The sequence below is a fragment of the Neorickettsia sennetsu str. Miyayama genome (assembly GCF_000013165.1).
GTDB classification, from domain to species: domain Bacteria; phylum Pseudomonadota; class Alphaproteobacteria; order Rickettsiales; family Anaplasmataceae; genus Neorickettsia; species Neorickettsia sennetsu.
On the sequence record NC_007798.1, the window covers coordinates 344,823 to 365,777 of the forward strand.

19 protein-coding genes and 1 tRNA gene are annotated in these 20,955 nt (G+C 40.0%); 14 read left to right on the forward strand and 6 right to left on the reverse strand.

Features of this window, described 5'->3' with window-relative positions:
* Positions 1 to 154: 154 nt before the first annotated feature.
* The gene (locus NSE_RS01715; protein WP_011451814.1) at positions 155 to 535 is read right to left on the reverse strand and encodes a DUF2628 domain-containing protein; all 381 of its coding nucleotides are present in this window, start codon (positions 533 to 535) and stop codon (positions 155 to 157) included.
* A complete protein-coding gene (gene ftsH, locus NSE_RS01720) occupies positions 532 to 2,442 on the reverse strand; it encodes an ATP-dependent zinc metalloprotease FtsH (RefSeq protein ID WP_011451815.1) in 1,911 nt (636 codons plus the stop codon). Before ftsH ends, NSE_RS01715 begins: the two co-directional genes overlap by 4 nt.
* A gap of 288 nt (positions 2,443 to 2,730) precedes the next feature.
* Between ftsH and ytpR the strand changes: the two genes are divergently transcribed.
* Together ytpR and ftsA are read left to right on the forward strand one after the other, a co-directional pair.
* Positions 2,731 to 5,361, forward strand: a complete 2,631-nt coding sequence (ytpR, locus tag NSE_RS01725; protein ID WP_011451818.1) for a YtpR family tRNA-binding protein — start codon at positions 2,731 to 2,733, stop codon at positions 5,359 to 5,361.
* Positions 5,362 to 5,435: 74 nt separating this feature from the next.
* Entirely contained in the window at positions 5,436 to 6,638 is a 1,203-nt protein-coding gene (gene ftsA / locus NSE_RS01730; protein ID WP_011451819.1) for a cell division protein FtsA, read from the forward strand.
* 312 nt (positions 6,639 to 6,950) lie between these two features.
* Here the strand turns inward: ftsA and NSE_RS01735 are convergent, their stop codons facing one another.
* Positions 6,951 to 7,364, reverse strand: a complete 414-nt coding sequence (locus NSE_RS01735) for a DoxX family membrane protein (protein ID WP_227028976.1) — start codon at positions 7,362 to 7,364, stop codon at positions 6,951 to 6,953.
* Positions 7,365 to 7,570: 206 nt separating this feature from the next.
* On the opposite strand from NSE_RS01735, the gene NSE_RS01740 reads away from it, so the two are divergent.
* From NSE_RS01740 to NSE_RS01765, 6 genes are all read left to right on the forward strand, one after another.
* The gene (locus NSE_RS01740) at positions 7,571 to 7,963 is read left to right on the forward strand and encodes an NADH-quinone oxidoreductase subunit A (RefSeq protein WP_041917496.1); all 393 of its coding nucleotides are present in this window, start codon (positions 7,571 to 7,573) and stop codon (positions 7,961 to 7,963) included.
* A 166-nt stretch (positions 7,964 to 8,129) separates the two neighbouring features.
* Positions 8,130 to 8,633, forward strand: a complete 504-nt coding sequence (locus NSE_RS01745) for a NuoB/complex I 20 kDa subunit family protein (RefSeq protein WP_011451823.1) — start codon at positions 8,130 to 8,132, stop codon at positions 8,631 to 8,633.
* Positions 8,634 to 8,648: 15 nt separating this feature from the next.
* A complete protein-coding gene (locus tag NSE_RS01750; protein ID WP_011451824.1) occupies positions 8,649 to 9,209 on the forward strand; it encodes a complex I 30 kDa subunit family protein in 561 nt (186 codons plus the stop codon).
* 6 nt (positions 9,210 to 9,215) lie between these two features.
* A tRNA-Leu gene (locus tag NSE_RS01755) sits at positions 9,216 to 9,298 on the forward strand.
* Positions 9,299 to 9,380: 82 nt separating this feature from the next.
* Positions 9,381 to 10,385 (forward strand): type I glyceraldehyde-3-phosphate dehydrogenase, encoded by a 1,005-nt coding sequence (gene gap / locus NSE_RS01760; RefSeq protein WP_041917497.1) that lies wholly within the window; start codon positions 9,381 to 9,383, stop codon positions 10,383 to 10,385.
* A 315-nt stretch (positions 10,386 to 10,700) separates the two neighbouring features.
* Positions 10,701 to 11,828, forward strand: a complete 1,128-nt coding sequence (locus NSE_RS01765) for a phosphoglycerate kinase (protein WP_011451827.1) — start codon at positions 10,701 to 10,703, stop codon at positions 11,826 to 11,828.
* 110 nt (positions 11,829 to 11,938) lie between these two features.
* Here the strand turns inward: NSE_RS01765 and ispH are convergent, their stop codons facing one another.
* Positions 11,939 to 12,913 (reverse strand): 4-hydroxy-3-methylbut-2-enyl diphosphate reductase, encoded by a 975-nt coding sequence (gene ispH, locus NSE_RS01770; protein WP_227028977.1) that lies wholly within the window; start codon positions 12,911 to 12,913, stop codon positions 11,939 to 11,941.
* Positions 12,914 to 13,068: 155 nt separating this feature from the next.
* Here ispH and NSE_RS01775 point away from each other — a divergent pair, with 155 nt between their 5' ends.
* The 4 genes from NSE_RS01775 to NSE_RS01790 all read left to right on the forward strand — a co-directional run bounded on the left by NSE_RS01775 (position 13,069) and on the right by NSE_RS01790 (position 16,503).
* Positions 13,069 to 13,365 (forward strand): hypothetical protein, encoded by a 297-nt coding sequence (locus NSE_RS01775; RefSeq protein WP_011451831.1) that lies wholly within the window; start codon positions 13,069 to 13,071, stop codon positions 13,363 to 13,365.
* Complete coding sequence (locus tag NSE_RS01780) at positions 13,362 to 14,072, forward strand: uroporphyrinogen-III synthase (protein WP_011451832.1); 711 nt, start codon at positions 13,362 to 13,364, stop codon at positions 14,070 to 14,072. Before NSE_RS01775 ends, NSE_RS01780 begins: the two co-directional genes overlap by 4 nt.
* Positions 14,073 to 14,164: 92 nt before the next feature.
* Positions 14,165 to 15,337, forward strand: a complete 1,173-nt coding sequence (locus NSE_RS01785; RefSeq protein ID WP_041917499.1) for an EAL domain-containing protein — start codon at positions 14,165 to 14,167, stop codon at positions 15,335 to 15,337.
* A complete protein-coding gene (locus tag NSE_RS01790; RefSeq protein WP_011451834.1) occupies positions 15,334 to 16,503 on the forward strand; it encodes a 1-deoxy-D-xylulose-5-phosphate reductoisomerase in 1,170 nt (389 codons plus the stop codon). Before NSE_RS01785 ends, NSE_RS01790 begins: the two co-directional genes overlap by 4 nt.
* 200 nt (positions 16,504 to 16,703) lie before the next feature.
* Here the strand turns inward: NSE_RS01790 and cgtA are convergent, their stop codons facing one another.
* Entirely contained in the window at positions 16,704 to 17,729 is a 1,026-nt protein-coding gene (cgtA, locus tag NSE_RS01795; RefSeq protein WP_011451835.1) for an Obg family GTPase CgtA, read from the reverse strand.
* Positions 17,730 to 18,248: 519 nt separating this feature from the next.
* Between cgtA and NSE_RS01800 the strand changes: the two genes are divergently transcribed.
* Together NSE_RS01800 and NSE_RS01805 are read left to right on the forward strand one after the other, a co-directional pair.
* Entirely contained in the window at positions 18,249 to 18,923 is a 675-nt protein-coding gene (locus tag NSE_RS01800) for an SDR family NAD(P)-dependent oxidoreductase (RefSeq protein ID WP_011451837.1), read from the forward strand.
* Between the two features lie 95 nt (positions 18,924 to 19,018).
* On the forward strand, positions 19,019 to 19,942 hold the full coding sequence (locus NSE_RS01805) for a tyrosine-type recombinase/integrase (RefSeq protein WP_011451838.1): 924 nt from the start codon (positions 19,019 to 19,021) through the stop codon (positions 19,940 to 19,942).
* A 229-nt stretch (positions 19,943 to 20,171) separates the two neighbouring features.
* On the opposite strand, the gene NSE_RS01810 is transcribed toward NSE_RS01805, so the two are convergent.
* A complete protein-coding gene (locus NSE_RS01810) occupies positions 20,172 to 20,894 on the reverse strand; it encodes a phosphoribosylformylglycinamidine synthase subunit PurQ (RefSeq protein ID WP_011451839.1) in 723 nt (240 codons plus the stop codon).
* Positions 20,895 to 20,955 lie beyond the last annotated feature (61 nt).

Here is a 20,955-nt window from a genome sequence, read left to right on the forward strand (position 1 = left end):
GACTAACTGCACGTGTGTTACCTTCTCATCGCTTTTGGTTGTTTTTATGCTTTTTCTATCATGAGTCCGATCTTGCTGGCCGCAACGCAATTCTTATCCACATCCTTTTTTGGATAATAGCCATTCGAGAGAAAGTAAGTGAAACTTTTCTTATCTAGATAAAGTGTCCCACTTCTCTGAAAAGCCTTAACTGAACCGCTGTCATATTCTCTGCCATGAGTATCGCATACAATCTGTAGCCGCTCCTCATCAGATGCTTCTCCCTGATTTGGTGAGCAAAGACTCCCAAAAAGAAAGAGGGAATTCCTGACAGAATGGAAGATGCTGATGGCGCCAGTACTGTTGAAATCTTGTACACCAATACCTGGAGTAACACGAAGATTACTAGGAAACGCCACATCCCATGAAAAGCGAGCCAAAAATGTGAGAAGAAAAATGCCCAAAACGAAAACGATGAGCTCAGGCAAACAAACCTTGCCTTTTCATGAAGTAAGCCTTTGGATTCTAGGTCATGGTAAACGTAAAATGCCTTCATTCCTTGTCTCCAGCATCAAGATCGGATTCCAATTTTTCCAATGTTTCCTTATCTACTGTATCATCTTCAACGTCTAATGAAGATTTAGAAACAACCTTTTTATCATCAGGAGCCTTTTTGAGGAATGACTTTCCTTCAAGTAGATCAGATAATTCCTGTCCTGTAAGGGTTTCATACTCAAGCAATGCTTTTGCTACCCGATGAAGTGATTCTATATTCTCATTGAGGATTTTAGTGGCTTCTTTAAGGGCATCTGTAACAAGTTGCTTCACCTCACTATCAATGAGATTAGACATCTCAATTGAAAGGATATGATTATTTGGATCATTTTGTTCACCATAAAGGAGTGGACCGACTTTTTCACTCATTCCCCACTTTGTAACCATTGATCTTGCGAGATGAGTTGCTTGTTTAATATCTGAAGCAGCACCACTGGTGGTCTTATCATCTCCAAAAATTACCTGCTCAGCAGCTCTTCCACCCATCGCAACAATTAAATCGGCGTGCATCTTCGCTCTGGTAAAGGAAACACGGTCATGTTCAGGGAGTCGCATCACAAGTCCCAGAGCTCGTCCACGCGGGATAATAGTTGCTTTATGTATTGGATCAGATGCTTCAAGTTTTAGACTAGTAATAGCATGTCCCGCTTCGTGATAGGCAGTCAGTAACTTTTCTTCTTCTCTCATGACAAGAGATTTTCTTTCCATTCCCATGAGTATTTTATCTCTTGCGTATTCAAAATCCTCATTAGTTACTACTTTCTTGTTCCTACGAGCCGCGATAAGTGCTGACTCATTGACTAGGTTTGCAAGATCTGCGCCAGAGAAGCCAGGCGTACCTCGTGCTATGATTGAAACCTCCACATTTGGTGCTGTAGGAATCTTTTTTAAGTGAACTTCCAATATTTTTTGTCTTCCTGCTATATCAGGAATAGAAATTGTTATTTGTCTATCGAATCTACCTGGTCGTAACAGAGCAGGGTCAAGCACATCTGGCCTATTCGTTGCAGCAATAATAATGACGCCCTCATTTGCTTCAAAACCATCCATCTCGACTAAGAGCTGATTCAGGGTTTGTTCACGTTCATCATTACCGCCACCGAATCCAACTCCACGGTGACGTCCAACTGCATCGATCTCGTCTATGAATATTAGGCATGGGGCATTCTTTTTGCCCTGTTCAAACATATCTCTGACCCTACTTGCGCCAACACCGACAAACATCTCAACGAAATCTGAACCAGAGATGCTGAAAAACGGAACCTTTGCTTCTCCAGCAATTGCCTTAGCCAGCAATGTTTTACCGGTACCTGGAGGTCCTATTAATAAACACCCCTTAGGGATTTTTCCGCCTAATTTTTGAAATTTCTTTGGTTCCCTCAAAAACTCAACAATCTCAGCGAGTTCTTCCTTTGCTTCGTCTATCCCTGCAACATCATGGAAAGTCACTTTATTACTTCTGTCACTCAGAAGTCTTGCCTTTGATTTTCCAAAGGTCATGGTCTTGTTGCCCCCGGCTTGCATCTGCTTCATAAAAAAGATCCACACACCGATTAAAAGAAGCATTGGAAACCAAGATATGAGAATGTTGAAGAGTAAACCCAGGAAGCTGTCTCCAGAAGCTACCTGAAAGTCAACATTATTTTTTCTTAGAAGTGGAATCAGTTCTGTGTACTGAGTAGCTTTGGTGTAAAAATGCGTTCCGCTTTTTAACACACCCGATATGTCATAACCTTCTATGACTATTTTCTGGACTTCCCCTTTCTCTACCAGGTCCAAAAATTCTGAAAACTGTATTTTCTCATTTCTGACCCCAAAACCAAAGTTCAATGCAACCTGTCCAAACAGAAGAGTTACAAGGATTATTATCCCCATCCAGAGAGAAAGGTTTTCTAAAAGTTTCTTCATTGAGCTTTCGGCTTGAAAAAGAAGATGTAACTCTGATTATAAAATTTTTCTTTTATTTATCAATTGTGGTGACGTCTGACTTTTCCCTACAATCTCTGCAGTTGTGCATACAAAATAACTTTATTAATTTGGCTAGGAGTGAATTTTGGCGTTAGGGCAATTTTTTCATGCAAGAAAGGACACTTCTAAGATCAGCGTACTTAACGCAGCGATATTCGACGTAAAAGAGCTTTCATAAATGGTGCAATATCATGTACCTTTTAATGGCTCCATTATCTTTTCCTTTGTATGAAATTCACTTTTGGGTGGTTATTAGAACATCTAGATACGACACTTTCTTTAGAGCAAGTTGTGGAAGCACTGATATCTTTGGGTTTTGAGGTGGAAAATTGTCACTCGATAGGGAGGGGTTTTATCGTAGCACAGGTTACTGAATGTAATAAGCATCCAGGAGCAGATAGATTGACTCTCTGCAAGGTTTTTGATGGTACGCAAGAACTACAGATTGTCTGCGGTGCACCAAATGTAAGGGGTGGTCTTAAAGTTGTACTTGCGCAGGTTGGTGCAGTTCTACCGTGCAATATGATGAAAATTAAGAAGAGTAAAATCAGAGGATGCGAGAGCCTAGGAATGCTCTGTTCTCTAGAGGAGTTAGGACTTCCTGGAGGGGATAAGGGAGGTATTATTGAGCTCTCTGATGATTATAGAGTTGGGGATGCTTTCACAGTTGATCCACTTATTGAAATTGCTGTCACACCTAACAGGGGCGATATGTTGAGTGTATATGGCGTGGCAAGGGAATTAGCTGCAGGGGGATACGGTGTTCTCATTGGCACGTATAAGCCATCCTTTGATGGCTTATACACGGAACGTAACCATGAAAGCGGGTGGCATGACTCTTGTGAAGTAGAGAACATTACACCTAATCATGGTAGCAATGTGTTAAGTTCTCCTCTCACTGATTCTCAAGGCAGCGCAGTGGTTGATGAATTAGCTAGTAATCTCCTTAAGAAGGATGCGAATGTAGAAGATGATGCCAATATTCTATTTAATATTTGTGACTCCACTGCCTGCCGAAAATTTTCTGGATTAGTGATCAGAAATGTGAAAAATTGCGTCTCTCCAGACTGGCTTAGGAATAAGGTGGAAAGAGTAGGTGTAAAATCAATTTCTGCTCTCGTGGATATAGCAAACTATGTAATGTTCTCATACGGGTTACCATTACACATTTATGATCTGGACAAAATTGCTGGTGAGACTCTACAAGTATCCGTATCAGATGAAGAATCCTACTTGGCCGCTTTAAATGATAAGGAATATCGCGTGCCACCTGGGTCCATAATAATTAGGGACCGAGATATGCAATTGCAGGCAGTTGCTGGAATTATAGGAAGTAAATTAGGTGCTTGTACATTGTCGACACGAAATATTTTTATAGAAGCAGCTGTGTTTAATCCAGTAATGGTAGCTTCTACGAAAAGGGCTATGAAAATTAATACAGAATCTGCTTATCGATTTGAACGTGGTGTCGATCCATATTTTACAGAGAAAGCACTAGTGCTTGCCGCTCAGCTGATATCTGATGTTTGTGCTGGGGAAAAAGAGAAAATAGAGAGCTTTTTCACCAAAGATGAGAGCAAATTCATAGATTTTTCTTTATCGTTTTTTAGCAAACTCACTGGTATAGAGCTCGATTCAAGTAAGGCAATTCAGATCCTTAAAGGACTGGGATTTGAAGTTCATGAGATGCGTATGCCTCATTACCGCACTTGCAGCGAGTCGCATTCTGATAACACTAACGTCGGGAATAGAAAAAATTTAGCTACTGAAGATTCCATAGGCAATACTCATGTTTCAACTGCTGAGGTTGGGGTTAGTTCAAAAAAGGATTTGCAGATTTTCAGAGTTGTTCCGCCTAGTTGGCGTAGCGATGTTATCACTCAGGCATGTATAGCTGAAGAGCTTCTCAGAGTATATGGTTATGCTCAACTTCGTAGTACTCCTCTGAAAAGTAAGATTCCAGTAATTTTCGAGACTTCCAAGGAAGATAGAATCAGAGAATTATTATTGAACAGGGGTTTTTCTGAGGTAGTAACGTGGCCGTTCATATCAGAGAAGAAGTGTTCTGCTAATGAGAATATCTTGCGTATAAAAAATCCATTAGGTGCTGAGTTCAATGTTATGCGACCTAGTATCATTCCTAATTTGGTCGAAGTTGCCCAAAGGAATATCAAAAACGGGCTTCACGTCATCAAGATTTTTGAAATAGGTAAAATTTATTCAACTATCTGTGAGAAAAAGATGCTTGCAGGGCTAATATATGGTGACTCATTTCCTAGAAATATGCATGAAAAAGCTCATAAGATGGATTTCTTTGACGCAAAAGCCGATGTAGAAGCACTTCTAACCTCTTTAGATTTAGGTGGGAGATACTCTTTTGAAAAATGCGATGGGCCGTCCTTATATCACCCTGGAAAAGTGTCTAATGTGAAAATCGAAGGCAAAGAGGTTGGTTTCATAGGGGAATTGCATCCAAGGGTTGCGTCAAATAGGCAGATTACCATATTTGAGTTATTTCTAGATAAACTTGCTTGCAATCTTAAATTAAAGGAAAACACTTTTGGCAAATTTCCGATTGTCGAAAGGGATTTTTCCTTCGTATTTGATCTGGACAAAGTGCCACTTTGGGGTGATATTGAGAGGGGTTTGTACTTGATCAGTGATTTCATCAAAAATGTGACTCTCTTTGATAAGTATGAAGGTGATTTTAAGGGAAAACGGATGTTGTCATTAGCCTTTTTCGTGAGTATGGAAAACCAAACGCATGGTTTATCGCAGGAAGAGATAAAAAGTCTCAGCGATCAAATTATATGTTTTGTACAGGGAAAGTTCTCGGGAACCTTGCGTTTAAGTTGTTGAGTATCTCAAATAGCATAAGTGTAAAGTTAATCCGAATATGGTAACGGGGATTCTGAGGTGAATTTTACTAAAATATGGAAATAAGATTGCAGTCATTGCACGACGGAGCACGTTTTACAATTCTTGATTTAGGTAGTGATAGACTTAAGTGTGCGACATTTAAGTTCACAAATACTGGGGAGCTCGATCTAATTGGTGCTGCTGAGGTACCTACGGTTGGTATAAGGGGAGGTGCCGTAATCAACATAGAAAAGGCAAAGCGCTGCGTAATGGACGTTTTGGAGGCAACTGAGAGAGTTGCAGATGAGGCGATAGATGATGTGTATGTTATTACCTCTGATACTAGTATTACAGGAAGGCATTACGGAGAAAAAATCGAAGTCAAGGATAAGAAGATTTCTACTGCAGATGTAGAGCTCATTAAGAAAAAAATCGCCGATAGGGCAAGCACTTCAATAATACACATGTCTCAACAAGAGTGTTTTATAGATGGGGTGCAGAGTGTCTCTAATCCGATTGGAATGTACGGTGGGTGCTTAAGTTCGTCGTTTTATGTTGTGAGTGGCATTAAGACTATGATGCTCAACTTAGAGAATCTTATATCTCAGTGCAGCTTGAGATTTTTAGGATGTTCATTTGCTCCATATTCAGGGGGTTATTCTGTATTATCCAATGACGAGAAGGAGGTTGGTGCCCTTGTCGTCGATATGGGTGCAGTTTCAACAACTGGTGCTGTATTCAAAGATGGTCGTGTGTGTCATGTTGCTGGTGTTCCTATTGGTGGATCAAACGTCAGTAAGGACATAGCTTTTGGACTGAATATTGGTGTTTCAAGTGCGGACCTGCTAAAAAAGGACAGAGCAGCTCTTTTCTTGGATAAAAATAATGAGAGCAATCGCGTGGATCTTTCTCTTTTTTCTGATGTTTCACACCTTAAAGAAATTAGCATACGTGAAATTGCAGATATGGTGACTCCCCGCTTGGAAGAGACTTTCGAGTTGCTTAACGAGAAAGTTAAGGATGTTAACTTTTCTACGGTTGTGCTCACTGGAGGCGGTAGCAGGATAGGGAATATTAAGTGCATAGCAGAAAAAGTTTTCTCAAAAAAGGTGCGTACTCACGGGAATACAAAAGTGCGCAATACCCATTATGGACCTGAATATAGTGCAATTTTTGGTCTGGCAACAATGATTCTTGATTTGCGCAAGGAAGCATTGGAGAAGAAGTCGGTGGGTTACATAAGAAAGATCCTGAACGCTGTTTCCATGAAGGGGTGAATAGTAATAGGGATTGAATTTCCCCTATAGGGAATTTACATGTCTCGACTGCGCTTAGTGTTTTTTCTAGCTGCTGTGATTCTACGTGAGACAGCCTTTTGATAAATTTATCTAGTACTTGAGCATTGTAAATTTGATTATGGACGTACGGTACCGCGATATTCTGCTAACGAGAATTTTTCCTATGAGCGTTTGTCTCAAGAGGTGTTTAGACAGTTTAATGGTCTGAATCACTTTGCATAACTTTACTACGTAACACCCGCCTTAGCGGTGGATGAGTGAATACTTCATTTTATAGAAAATAAGAAAGACCTATGCCGACAAACAATCGTGTCCTATTTTTTCTTCACTCGGAAGAGCTGACTGGGAAAAGCTAAATCCAAATAGAGCAAGAACACTTCCGGCCACCAACCAGTGAAAATACCCCGAAAGACAGCTATGAGATAAATAAACAATAGTGGTCGCAACAAGCATCTGAAAGGATGCTACTCTGCTAAGGAGCCCAAGGCTAACTAAAAGCGCGGAGACAACGTCGCTCGCTGTACACAAAACCGCCCACAAAACACTTCCCAATAGCGAAAATCTGTATTCACACAAAGAGAACAGCAAGCAATACAAAAAGCCCGACAATCTAGAGAGACCGTAATAAACAAAAGCCCCCGCCATCCAGAGTCTCACTGTCAAAACGAGTAACGGGACAAAATATTCCTCGAGAACTATCGGCACGCATCTGAGAACACTGAAAAAAAATCGCGTTTTGGAATCCAACCTCAAGAAGCGAGAAGTATAAAAAAGATGATAGCGATCGTATACCTATTCTTCTACTAAAGCAAGAGGGCTAAATCTTAGTTACAGCGAGCTAAGAACTAATGACACATTGCCATAGCGACAGTATAAAATCGTTACCTAGCTCTATTTATGTGCTCATAAAGATGTTAGAATCCTCAGTTGTTGGCATAGGAAAGTGGGTAGTGGAGGACTATATTTTCGTTGGTCTCTTCTTTGTTGTGGCGTGCTTCATTAGCTGCGTAATGCTTGCCTTGCCGGTTTTTATTGCGCCTTCTTCACATGAGAGGCACAAGGGTGATAGCTACGAGTGCGGCTTTGACAAATTAAGCTCTACTGGTGAAAGATTTAATGTCCGGTTTTATTTGGTGGGAATACTGTTTATCATCTTCGATCTGGAGATAATTTTCCTTTTCCCCTGGGCTGTAAGTGCTAGGGAACTTGGTCCTGCAGCTTTCGTTTCGGTATTAATCTTTCTCATTATTTTGACTGTCGGATTTGTGTATGAATTTGTTTCTGGTGCACTAGATTGGAGGTAAATGACCTGGTTGGGAGATTGGTTGTATCGGTAAAATCTATCTTTAGGCGCAGAGATGTGTTCGACCTGGTATCAGTTATTGTTTTAGCTTCTTGCATTGGGTTGTGTCGGTTTCAGTAGGTTGTAGGAGTAATCTAGGCTATTTTTGTTCAATTACTTGGTGCTTTATGGGAAATGGTTTTAGTGATGTAAACGCACTTTCTAATGTTAGCAGTGATGGTTATCTCGTTGCTAAACTTGACGACCTTATAAATTGGGCTAGGTCGGGTTCTTTGTGGCCGATGACTTTTGGTTTGGCGTGTTGTGCAGTTGAGATGATGCATTTTACTGCTAGTCGATATGATATGGATAGATTTGGGATGATTTTCAGGCCGAGTCCAAGGCAGTCTGATGTTATGATTGTTGCAGGTACCCTGACCAACAAGATGGCACCAGCACTCCGCAGGGTGTACGATCAAATGGCCGAGCCCAAGTATGTAATCTCAATGGGGAGTTGTGCTAATGGAGGGGGATACTATCACTACTCATATTCTGTCGTAAGAGGTTGCGATAGGATTGTGCCCGTGGATGTATATGTTCCTGGTTGTCCGCCTACAGCAGAAGCGCTTTTGTACGGTGTTCTGTGCCTTCAGAAAAAAATAAACCGGCAGAGAAACTTTATCAGGAGATAAACCGATTTACCGAATATGACTATTGACACAACTGAAGTTGATGCTCTAATTAATGCGCCTGGGCGGTGTGTTGTTAATTCTTCGCTGGAGTCTTTGGTTGAGCTTATCTCCCATCTGTCTTCCTGTGGTTTTGAGCAGCTAACTGATATTTTTGGGATAGACTACCTAGAACGAGAGAAAAGAATTGAAGTTGTATACCTTTTGCTAGATTTGAAACGTAATAGAAGGTGTTGTGTGAAGGTGTCTGTAGATCCGGCTTCTGAGAAAGTCCCTACGTGTTGTGGTGTTTTTTCGGTTGCAAATTGGTTTGAAAGGGAGGTATATGATATGTATGGTGTGGTTTTTGAAGGCCATCCTGACCTCCGTAGGATACTTACCGATTACGAGTTTGAAGGTTTCCCAATGCTGAAAGACTTTCCTCTTACTGGTTATAAAGAGGTAAGGTACGATCTTGAGTCGAAGGAGGTTGTTTATGAGAAAGTTGATCTTTCTCAGGATTATAGGTCGTTTGATTCTCTCACTCCGTGGAAAGGAGTAGGTCGTCCAAGTGATCCCTTCGATGGAAGGAAGGAGTAGTTATGTGCCCTTGTGGCGGAATGGTAGACGCGGCAGACTCAAAATCTGCTATCCTCGCGGATGTGCTGGTTCAAATCCAGTCAAGGGTATTTAGAGTTTTTTAGGTTCCCCTAAGTTTTCCGTTTTATGATTTCTTTGCTGGTTCCGTGATTTTGTCCTTTGGTTGAACAGATGAGAATAGCAATTAATGGTTTTGGTCGTATAGGTAGGGCCGTTCTAAGGATATTAATAGGTTCTCCGTGTGATGAATTAGAGATAGTAGCTGTGAATACGCCTAGCGCAGTTGAAAGTTGTCTGCATCTTTTGAGATATGATTCTGTGCACGGAAAATTTGAGTGTTCGATGTCTTTAGCTGAGGACAACGTAGCTATCCTAAATGGTGTACCAGTTCGATTTTCTAGCAAGACGGATATATCGCTTCTTGATTGGCGTGCTATAGGTGTTGACATTGTCTTAGAATGTAGCGGGGTTTTTAATTCTCACACTAAGGCGTCGGGTCACCTTAAGGTTGGTGCGAAAGCTGTTTTAGTTTCTGCACCCGTTTTGGATGCTGATTCTATAATAATTTATGGGGTGAATCAGCACGCTTTAACTCCTTCTGATAGAATAATTTCAGTTGGTTCGTGTACCACCAATTGCCTCGCGCCGCTAATCGAAGTAGTGCATAAGAACTTTGGTGTTGAGGCCGCTTTTATGACTACCATACACTCATATACAAATGACCAAAATGTTGTTGACAATAGTCATAGAGATTTACGTCGTGGTAGGGCTTGTGGGACATCAATTATACCGACCACAACTGGGGTTACAAAGATTGTAGGGAAAATATTCCCGGAGTTAGCTGGGAAAATTGATGGTGTCGCAGTCAGGGTCCCGACTCCTAATGTTTCAATGGTGGATTTGACAGTTACCACTTCTAGATCCGTTACTGTTGATGAAGTAAATAGTGCATTTATCAAAGCAGAATCTTCTTATTTAGGGGGTGTTCTTTCAACTTGTGCTGAACCGCTTGTTTCAGTGGATTTCAACAGGGATCCGCATAGTGCGATAGTTGATCTTACTGGCACTTATGTTGTTGAGGGTAGGTTGCTGCGTTTGGGTGCTTGGTATGATAATGAATGGGGATTTTCCGCGCGCATGTTGGATGTAGCCAGATTTATCAGCACTAAATTGTAAGACCTCGTATCTTCATTCGAGCCGTTCGCGAAATAGTCTGCTTTTGTTATACGCTGATGTAGCAAAAGGGTCGTTTTTGTGCTTTCAACCAGTTTAGTATCCATATTTTTTTATGTGGTCAGTTTGGATTGGAAAATTGCTTACTGATTACAGTGTCAAAATTCGTTATGTTGATAGGAATAGTTTTTAGTATAATTTCGTTGGGTTGCATGGGTCTTCTTCCTTTCAAAAGGGATATTTCAGTTGTATTTAGCAGCACAGAAATGACATGACTGTCTACGTAAAATGTAATGAATTTTTCAATTTTATCGATAAATGGTTGACGTAGAAGATGTAAAAGACTGCAGAGTAGTTCTTCGGGTCGATTTTAATGTTCCGGTTAATCAAGAGGGTTTAATAACTGACTTTTCCAGGATTGCGGTAGTTTTACCAACTATAAATCTACTTTTAAAAAATGGTTGCGCTATATTGTTGCTCTCTCATTTTGGTAAACCAACTGCTGCTATCAAGGAGAAATTCTCATTTGAGAGAATCATTGGACAGATTTGTCAGTTCACTGGCTTAGATATAAGGGTTGTGTCAGATCTGAGCAATGAACTTCTACTCAGACAAGGGGAGATTATTCTTTTAGAAAACGTGAGATTCTTTGCTGGCGAGGTGGAGAACGATTCTAAATTTGCAATGCTTATTGCAAGACACGGTGATGTGTATGTAAATGATGCTTTTTCTGTTTCGCACAGGGAACATGCATCCGTAGTAGGAATACCACAATTTCTTCCATCTGCTATGGGTTTGGCATTTTTACGGGAATATCAAGAGCTAGATAGTGCAGCTACGAAGGGTACTGTTGCAGTAATCGGTGGCAGTAAAATTTCGACGAAGCTGCCATTAATACGAGGTCTTCTAAAAAAAGTAAAAATGGTCATATTGGGTGGTGCTCTGGTAAATGTGATATTGCGTTCTAGAGGTTATAACGTGGGCAAATCCATGTGTGAGGATTGTCACTGTGATATTACATTACCTGAACTTTTTATACCATTTGATTTCGTTACCTCACATGGGGTTGAGGATCAAAATTTCCACTTTACCGATGCCAGGATGATTCCTCACAATGAAATGATTTTGGATATAGGGCCAGCATCGCTCATTGCAATGAAGGGCATTCTTTCAAAAGCAGAGAAAATTTTGTGGAATGGTCCAATTGGTGCATTTGAATTTGAACCGTTTTGTAGTGGTACACATGAGTTAGCTAGATTTATTTCTTTTCTAACAAAGAATGCGAACATTAAGAGCATAATAGGAGGAGGCGACACCTTAGCCGCAATTAAATCACTCCAGGAGCCATGTTTTTCCTATATCTCTACATCCGGTGGTGCTTTTCTTAAATTTCAGGAGGAGGGCACACTCCCTGGAATAGAAGCCATAAAAAAATGCAAAGTATAATCTTGATAAGTTATTGATAGCAGATATGTGTGAGAAGCATCAAATTGTATATGATGGCGAAGGTGGAAGCACTATAAATCAGATAGGAATTGGGGTTCTATCTTACTTCTCTATATAATTGGGAGCTTGAATTGCACTTTCTCTTCCTTAAATTTGAAGTCTGAAACTTCTGCAGAAGGAAATCTTTTTTTCAAAAATGATACAAGATCTTGTACAAGTATTTCCGGAGCAGAAGCACCCGAACTGATTCCTACTCTGTCTACTCCTTCAAACCAATCGGGTTCGACTTCGTTGTAATTATCTATGAGAAATGCTTTTTGGCATATCTTTGATGAGACCTGCATTAGATTCCTTGAATTAGAACTGTTGGTAGAACCAACTATCAACATCAGATCCACTTCTTTGGCAAGTGCTTTAACAGCTTCTTGTCTGTTTTGAGTCGCATAACATACATCAGACCGTCCAACCACATTTGGGAACTTTTCTTTTATCTTGTTTATCATTGTTGATGTGTACTCAAGCGCAAGTGTACTCTGTGTGACGTATGCCAACTTTCCAGTTATTGAGGGGAGATTATCTATATCTTCAGGATCTTGGACGATATAGGCTTGTGTTTTAGTTCTTCCAACTGTTCCGATTATTTCAGCATGATTTCTATTTCCTATGACTAGAATAATAAAACCTTCTTTTTCAAATCTTTGAACTTCACGATGTATTTTTGAGACCAGTGGACAGGTTGCATCCACAAGCACTAAATCTAGTGACTTTACGTATTTTTCAATTTCTTCAGAAACACCGTGTGCGCTAAAAATCAATACTGACTTTGGTTCTACTTTAGTGATGTCCTCTATAAAATCCACACCTCGTGCTTTGAAATCCTGTATAACGCGGGAATTATGGACTATCTCATGGTAGACAAAAATTTTTTTTTCTGGATATCTTCTTATTGCTATCTCAACTGTTTCTATTGCACGTTCCACCCCTGCGCAGAAGCCCCTAGGGCAGGCAACGAATATTTGCATCTTAAATTCTTCTTTACAGGAATAGACTGTGTACACGGTAGCACTCAGCAAGGAATTTGTCAATTCTCACAGGGTTTTGCACATTTTTGTGTTAGGATCATTATGCTCCGAGTACAATTTTCTTACCAGCTTTGTGAATTTTCCAAACAGAGATATCCTTGAGGTAGAGGTCTTTGTAAGTGCTAGTAATTGTGAGTCTTTGAGAATTCTTCTGTCAAATGAAAAAGTTTGGGACAGCGCTGTGTCAGTTTGATCGAGATTTAATTCTACAGTACGGTGGTGCCAGGTTCCTTATCTATTACCATTGGGGTAAAATCGTTGGTGAAGATAAGAGATTCGATGGTATAACGGTAAGGCGAGTTTCGTATAGCAGTACTGGAAGTATCATAGTTTATGTGTGTGCGAGAAATTCTGGAAATGCAGTAAAGCTTCGTCACTGTATCAATGAATTGGAGGAACGGATAAAATTGTATGCTAGAATTGGAGGTGGGATCAGGGTAGTGTTGTCGCTATGATCTTGATAACAAGGCCAGTTGAGGATGCTGTATACTTGCAGCGACGGCTACAAAGTTTAAAAATAGAAAGTCTTGTGGAAGCGCTCTTTGTAGTGCAACCGCTTTGGTTTGATGTTGCAACGCTCGTTGCTGCAAAGGTTGTTGTTAGCAGTAAAAATGCCATTAGAGCCTTAACTTGGTCCAATGCCAGTAATGATTTGCAATTGTACACAATGAGTGACAATATTGCTAGGTTTGCAGTTTCTAGTGGATTTTCTAATGTTTTTTCGTGCAGTTGTCATACCGCTGAGGAATTAGAAGCTTATGTGCTTTCTTACTTTGGCAAAGACGAGAGGATTATTTATCTTTCTGGAGCGGAAATAACTAGAGATATTGTTTCCACATGTTTAGAAAAGGGTTTTAGATGGGTAGAGCGCCGAATCTGCTATATGATGTGCCCATTGAAAGAGTTTTCCGGTAATGTATGTGTTGCGTTAAGGAGAAAGAGAATTACTTGTGTAACTTTGTTTTCAGTGCAGGCAGCGGTTTTGTGCAAATCTCTGTTCCTTAAGCATGGCATAAGTCCGGATTTTTTCTCTTATTTCGTTATGAGCAGTAGAATAGCATCGATTTTGGATTGTGATACAGTTTATGTGTCTAGTGTTCCTACTTTAGATGCCCTTGTTGATGTAATAGAAAGGCATTACTATGTTGAGCAGAGAGGTTAACTCACTAGAGTTGTACTTTACCGTGGGCTTTTTGGATGGTACTTGATCGCTCGTCTTCCTATACAGGTGGGTTATTTTAAGGGACTTTTGCAATGTTTGAGGAGTGTAACTACTTGGTAAAAAAGAGGATCTTGCAGTCTAAATCGGGTGTTTTTCTTGTCGCGAAAATATTGAATCCTCTTGCTTATAAGGTTTTTTCTTATGAACAAAGGAAATGTGAGGGGTATCTAGTTGAGTTGGAAAAACAAATGCTTTCAGCTGGCCTAAATATCATAGCATTCAAGCCACCGGTTATCGTGATTCTTGAGAGTAATGGGAGCTCTGTGTGGAGCATATATGAAAAGCTGACAGAGGTTGCTTCTTCTGTATTTCAGGAGTACGTGAGTTTTGCGGTAGGTTACTACGTTTTTTCGTTTGAGGTACCAAATGAAGTGATAAGTAAGGCTTTTGCAGCTGTGTCTTTTGGTGAAAAAGAGGGTAGTGGGATTGTTAGTTATGCGAGCTGTGCTTCAAGATTAAAAGAATTCTCGAATGCAGTTGCGAAGGCTACGGTTTTACACAATGCTCTAAAAAACAACGAGTTATTGAACGTCTTTCAGCCAATTGTTGATACAGAGACCTCATCTGTAATTTTTAATGAATTCCTGCTGAGGGTCAAAGGCGAAGAAAGCATTAGAGATTGTATAGTTGCGGCAGAAAAAACACATTTAATTTCTGTGGTGGATAAATTTGTTTTCAAGCGCGTTGTTGAACTTCTTGAACGTCATAGTGATCTAAGATTGTCATTTAACCTTTCTATGTTAAGTGCAAGTGACGAACTGCAAACAGAAGAATTTTTAAAATCTTTTGCTACACTGCAATTTATTGCGAAGAGGCTTGTTGTAGAGATTACAGAGGGGGTACTGTTGCATGATACGGATAGGATGTTTGATTTTATCTTTAAGTTGAAATCTCTTGGATGTGCTATAGCTTTAGATGATTTCGGAAAGAATTTTTATCTTCCTTTCTCGGAGCTTGAGAAGTTGCCAATAGATTATTTGAAGCTTGATAGGGAATTTGCTGGGAAAATTAAAACTAGCAAGAATGCTTCTATTTTTATTAAGAATATTCTTGAGATTGCAAATAATCTAAATATCAAGGTAGTTGCAGAGTTTGTCGAAGATAAGAGCGTGTTTGATTTATTCAAGGAATTGGGAATCAGATATATGCAAGGTAACTATCTACATGGAGCCAGTCCAGAGTTAAAAGATACGGTTAATGCATGAAAAAAATTTCTATTTTAGGTTCAACTGGTTCGGTTGGCTGTCAGTCTGTTGATGTAGTTTCCCGTTTCTATAGCGGTACAATTAAGGTTGACGCGCTGAGCTGTAACAGTAACCACGCATTGTTAATACAGCAGGCACGTTTATTGTCTCCACAAAAGGTTTTTGTTGCTGATGAATCTTCTTATAAGGAAGTCAAAACAGCATTAGGTTCTCAAAATATAGAAGTCATACTTGATCGAGGGGTCGAAATAGGTGCTGCACTCTGCGATAACGACATGCTTGTTGTAGGCATTTCTGGAATTGCCGCTTTAAACCCAATATACAGCGCTATAAGTCAGGGGATTAAAGTTGCAACCTCCAACAAGGAAAGCCTTGTATGTGGAGGTAGTTTACTCTTACCTTTTGTTGACAAGATAATCCCTTTGGACTCCGAGCATCATGCTGTAGCTAAATTACTGCGTTCCAAACCCATTATGTCTGTTTCGGGAATTACTTTGACTGCTAGTGGGGGACCATTTTTTCGAAAAGAGAAGCGAAATGTTACGGTTGCTTGTGCTCTTGCTCATCCAATCTGGAAGATGGGTAAGAAAAACTCGGTGGATTCTGCCACTATGATGAATAAAGTTTTGGAGGTCGTAGAGGCGCACTACCTCTTTCGGATACCAAAAGAGAAAATTTCTGTTCTGATACATCCAGAGGCTCTAATACATGGGATGGTCGATTTTTTGGATGGTTCCCAGCATGCTTTTATATCCTTACCAGATATGAGAATTGGTATAAATAACGCACTTGCAGGGTTGGTTGGTGGTGGTTATGAGAGCACTTATACCTATGGTAGAGTTCCCTTAGCAACGAGAAAACTTACATTCTATGCTGCAAAGGAGGAAGAATTTCGAGTGCTAAAATTTCTTGGAACCGATCAAGAAATTGTGCTGAGCGCAGTAAATGATCTTGCAGTAGAGGATTTTCTTGCTGGGAAACTAGATTTTCATAGCATACCGGACTTCATTTCTTCCGGGTTGGATAAATTTCAATACAACAAAGCTGATGTAAAAAATATTGGGGACGTCTTTTCCATTTATGATAAAGCTCAGCGTGTATGTAGGAGTGATAACAGTGGCTCATTTGTCACGAAGGGGTATCACCCATTGGTATCAGGTGTGTAAACTTGTCCTATAGGTGTTTGTGCCCGTTAATTTTCTGAAGTGCGTTTCTGTATAGCAAAAACGGACCCTCTCGCATAAGAGCTACTGAGAAGGCAAGATCTACTAACTTTTGTTTGTGCAGTGCTATGCTTTTTATCGAAGCAGTCCATGTAAGACCTCCTCCAGTAAGTTTCTGCCTTGTATGCTAAAGGATATGGAAACTACACTTCTAGTGGATTATATTTACCACGTGATTTGTTTCCTGGTTGGTGAAGTTCGACAAGTTTTTGAGCGGCCTTCAGAGAAGACGCAAGTTCCTGATCGATACCTGTGTGCAAAGTAAGCTTTCCGGTTTTTTCCCGAATATATTGGCACTTTTCTTGTACTTCATCTTTACCAAGTAGATCTGATTTTGTAATAAGGATAAAGTGCTCTTTTATTTCCAGCTTTTTGCTGTATAGAGAGAGTTCATTCGATAAGAGTGTATAAACTGAGTAAATATCCTTTTCTGTTCCATCTATGAGGTATATCAATGCCTTACAGCGTTCTATATGTTTCAAAAATTTGACCCCTAACCCAAGGTTTTTGTGAGCTCCTTCGATAATACCAGGAATATCTGCTATGACTATTTCGTGGTTATTTATTTTTGCTATTCCGACGATTGGCTCAAGTGTTGAAAAAGGGTAGTCAGCGATTTTTGGTTTAGCGTTCGAACACCTAGACAAAAATGTAGATTTTCCTGCATTTGGGAGTCCAATTAAACCAATATCTGCTAATATTTTTAAATTTAGAATTACGGTCTTTTCTTCGCCGGGTTCACCACAGGTAAACTCAGTTGCAGCCCGGTTTAGTGAATTTTTGAATGTTGCATTGCCACGACCACCTTTTCCACCGAAAGCCGAAATAAAGCTTTGTTTGGGTTGCTCCAAATCAGACAAGAGTACTCTGTCCTGCGTAAGTATTTGAGTACCTATAGGTACCTTACAAACCAAATCAGAGCCACTCTCACCACGTTTATTAGATTTTCTTCCAGGTTTTCCATTTTCGGCTTTAAGATGAACCCTATGTCGGTAATCCAGCAACGTGTTTAGATTCTCATCTGTGATAAAGATCACGTTTCCTCCATCTCCCCCACAACCACCATCCGGTCCACCAAACTCAACAAACTTCTCTCTCCGAAAACTTGAACAGCCATCGCCACCATTTCCTGCCTTCAAAAAGACTTTTACTTCGTCTATAAATTTCAAATTTCACTCTCCATTTAAGGTGTGTTTTCTGTACTGCTCGTACTCTGAAAATCGTCTTCTGTGAGGTTCATTGTATAGTAATTTTTTATTTTTATCTAAATAGAGCTCAAAAAGGTAATTAGCACTCTTTTTTGGTGTGTAGAGTGAGAATCCTTGTTTATACAAATGTATAAATTTTTATTTTGTTGTTCAGATATAAAATAACTCTACCCATAAGTAAGGTTCATAGAATAAGACTATTCTGTGTGATGAAGCAACTTTGATTGAGCGAGGACAAGTATCAAAAAAGTTTAAATAAGATTATTGGAATGAAGTTTTTCCTGTGTAATGAGATGGCTTTTTCGATTTGGTGAGATAAATATGAGAGATTCTGGGAGAAATATTCCTTTTACTCTTTTATAAAGAGTGTAATTTAGGATTTAGAACAAGCATGGCCCCTGTACATATTGTAGTGTGTTTTACAAAGCCACCTTCCCTATTATAAGATCTTGTACAGGCTTTTTTGTTGAGGAGACTTTTATGCTGCAGGGAAAAATAGTCTTAGTAACTGGTGCGTGTAACAGGATTGGTGCATCTATAGCGCGAAGGTTCGCGTCGGAAGGGGCTTCTCTAATCCTGCCTGTAGCAGATCTATCAGATCTTGATGAGCTAAATCAGGACATAAAAAAATTGGGAGGAGAATCGATTCTGGTGCAAGCAGATATATTGGATGTTTCTCAGATGGAGTCGCTTAAAAATGCTATCTCAGGTACCTCAAAAAAGTTAGATGTTCTTATCTCTACCCACTTCTATACTAGTGAGCCTAACCTCTTAGTGGATTATGAAGTTGATGAGTGGAGAAGAATAGTAGAAGAAAATTTCTCCTTAAATTGGTATATGTTAAAGAACTTTGATGGGCTTTTGAAACGGTCTGAGCATGGTAGAGTAGTTTTTCTTTCTCTTGAGAGAATTGTTGGAAAAAATCCTTTATACTTTTCCCCGTACGTTGCAAGCAGTGCAGCCCTTGCTCAGCTTATGAAAGGATATGCTAATGATGTTCTAAATTATGGGATGTGTGTGAACATGGTTGCTCTTGAAGGATACGAGGAGGATATTTCTGTGGAACCTCAGCCCAAATGTGCGGAACTTTTCCTTAGTTTGAGCTCAGTACAGTGTAAGATTTCTGGCAGAAAGCATTATGTTTCTTACACTTAACCTTAAATACTACTTTACCTGAATTTAACTTTTACTTAGAGCCTATTTGCTTCTTAAAAAAGGTATATCGGTAGTGCAAGTTTTTCCTGTGAATCGTGGAGTGTAAAATTGATCCCTCAGTTTTCACCATTCTTGATGAGTGGACAAGATGGTTAGGTGGTGTAAAGTGCTTTTCCAGTAATACGTTAGTTGCCTATAGCAGGGATTTAATGGCTTTTTTGGATTTCCTTTCTACTTTCAGAGGGGAACCTGTGCGTTTTACTAGCTTGGACTGCATAGATAGTAAGGATCTACGTGCCTGGCTTGCAAGCAGAAGAAAGAACTCTATTTCTTTCCGCACGAATGCGAGGGCTTTGTCTTCAGTAAAGAGTTTTTTTAAGTACCTTGCAAAACATAAGGGAATTATAAACGAAGATGTCTTAGGGGTTGTATTGAGGTTCAAGCCAAATACGCTACCACGTTCTCTGACTTTTAAAGAAATAATAGAATTAATCGAGAAATTTTCTTTTTTAAAGACAAGTTGGATAGTAAAGAGGAATATTGCTCTGTGCTACTTGTTATATGGTTCTGGCTTAAGGATTAGTGAAGCGTTAAGTCTAACAGTCGCGGACCTTACCAATAGTGAAATCAAGATAATAGGTAAAGGTGGTAGGGAGAGGATGATCCGCTTGTTACCTATAGTTCGCGTTGCATTATCAGATTACATTGCTTCATGCCCGTTTCAGCCGGATGCCGGAGGTTTCCTTTTTTTGGATCGAAACGGAAACAAGCTTTGTAGGACCGCTGTAGCAAGAGCCTTTCTCTCAATTCGCAGAGGATTCAATCTCCCGGATCATATCACGCCGCACGCGCTGAGACACAGCTTTGCTACGCATTTACTTCAGGAAGGTGTTGGTGTTCGTAAAATACAAGAATTATTAGGGCATGCTTCACTTGCGAGCACTGAGGTCTATACAAAACTTAATGCTGAATCGCTTATGGAAAAGTATAAGCAATTCTGCTTGAGAGATAGGGATTGAACTCTATCTAAGGGGGCTGAATTATGCAAAGTTAGCTATAATCAGGGTGCTTTTTATTATGATGTCCCTGTTTTTTGCACACTTTTAAGCTTGTATCAAGTTTGTGCGGAGGAATAGAAGGGCTTTTCAGTCATGATAAAGATGAAACGCATGACTTATCATCGCGACGTGACTGTAAGACGTACTAAATAACTTAAACACACCGAAGTAATACAGTTAAACAGAGGGATTAGTGAAAGTAATCATATGCGTTCTTAAAAATTCGCATCCCAGGGCCATCTTTAGGGGTTGGTAAGTACCTTCTTCTATACTCCTCTCGAACTAAATAGTAGTCGTCAGTTTGTACTAGGGAAACCGCCCTCTCCGGATGGGGCATGGTGATCAACATCTTTCCGCCGTATGCTGTGACAGCAGCAATTCTGTTGTAAGAGCCATTAACATCCTGCTTATATCGCATGGCGACACTGACTTTCAGATTGGTCTTATCTAAGGGCAGTAATTTTCCTTCACCATGCGCAATTGGTAAACGGATTTCATGAATACCTCTCATCCAAATAGAATCACTTTCAGGCACTTCAATGTCTTGCCATCCACATTGATACTGGTTCGATGTATTTGCCTCAAAAGTGACTTCCAAGTCCTTGATCAAACGTGTAAGTATTTGAGCGCCGTTACATATACCTATGACCAGCTTGTCTTTGTTAAGGAAATTCTCTACTTCTTCTAGTAAGGGGATAGTTTTGCACGCGAACGCGTTTCCTGCACCCGTATTATCGGCAAAAGAGAAACCACCAGGGATCGCTAAAACTTGGTGATTACAAAGCTTATTAGGCTTGTTGAGCAAATCATCTAAGTGCAGCACGCTTCCAGCAAAACCGGACAACTCAAATGCCCGAAGTGTCTCATCCTCGCAATTGAGTCCATACCCAGATAGTACAAGTACACTAGCCATCTTCTTCTCAAAAAGCGGAGCATAGTGTAACACACTCACGTACAAAATACATATAGAAATA

Coding starts and splice junctions, on each gene's coding strand:
- NSE_RS01715 (WP_011451814.1), bottom strand. CDS start 535: ATGAAGGCATTTTACGTTTACCATGACCTAGAATCCAAAGGCTTACTT.
- ftsH (WP_011451815.1), bottom strand. CDS start 2,442: ATGAAGAAACTTTTAGAAAACCTTTCTCTCTGGATGGGGATAATAATC.
- ytpR (WP_011451818.1), top strand. CDS start 2,731: ATGAAATTCACTTTTGGGTGGTTATTAGAACATCTAGATACGACACTT.
- ftsA (WP_011451819.1), top strand. CDS start 5,436: ATGGAAATAAGATTGCAGTCATTGCACGACGGAGCACGTTTTACAATT.
- NSE_RS01740 (WP_041917496.1), top strand. CDS start 7,571: ATGTTAGAATCCTCAGTTGTTGGCATAGGAAAGTGGGTAGTGGAGGAC.
- NSE_RS01745 (WP_011451823.1), top strand. CDS start 8,130: ATGGGAAATGGTTTTAGTGATGTAAACGCACTTTCTAATGTTAGCAGT.
- NSE_RS01750 (WP_011451824.1), top strand. CDS start 8,649: ATGACTATTGACACAACTGAAGTTGATGCTCTAATTAATGCGCCTGGG.
- gap (WP_041917497.1), top strand. CDS start 9,381: ATGAGAATAGCAATTAATGGTTTTGGTCGTATAGGTAGGGCCGTTCTA.
- NSE_RS01765 (WP_011451827.1), top strand. CDS start 10,701: ATGGTTGACGTAGAAGATGTAAAAGACTGCAGAGTAGTTCTTCGGGTC.
- NSE_RS01775 (WP_011451831.1), top strand. CDS start 13,069: ATGAAAAAGTTTGGGACAGCGCTGTGTCAGTTTGATCGAGATTTAATT.
- NSE_RS01780 (WP_011451832.1), top strand. CDS start 13,362: ATGATCTTGATAACAAGGCCAGTTGAGGATGCTGTATACTTGCAGCGA.
- NSE_RS01785 (WP_041917499.1), top strand. CDS start 14,165: ATGTTTGAGGAGTGTAACTACTTGGTAAAAAAGAGGATCTTGCAGTCT.
- NSE_RS01790 (WP_011451834.1), top strand. CDS start 15,334: ATGAAAAAAATTTCTATTTTAGGTTCAACTGGTTCGGTTGGCTGTCAG.
- NSE_RS01800 (WP_011451837.1), top strand. CDS start 18,249: ATGCTGCAGGGAAAAATAGTCTTAGTAACTGGTGCGTGTAACAGGATT.
- NSE_RS01810 (WP_011451839.1), bottom strand. CDS start 20,894: ATGGCTAGTGTACTTGTACTATCTGGGTATGGACTCAATTGCGAGGAT.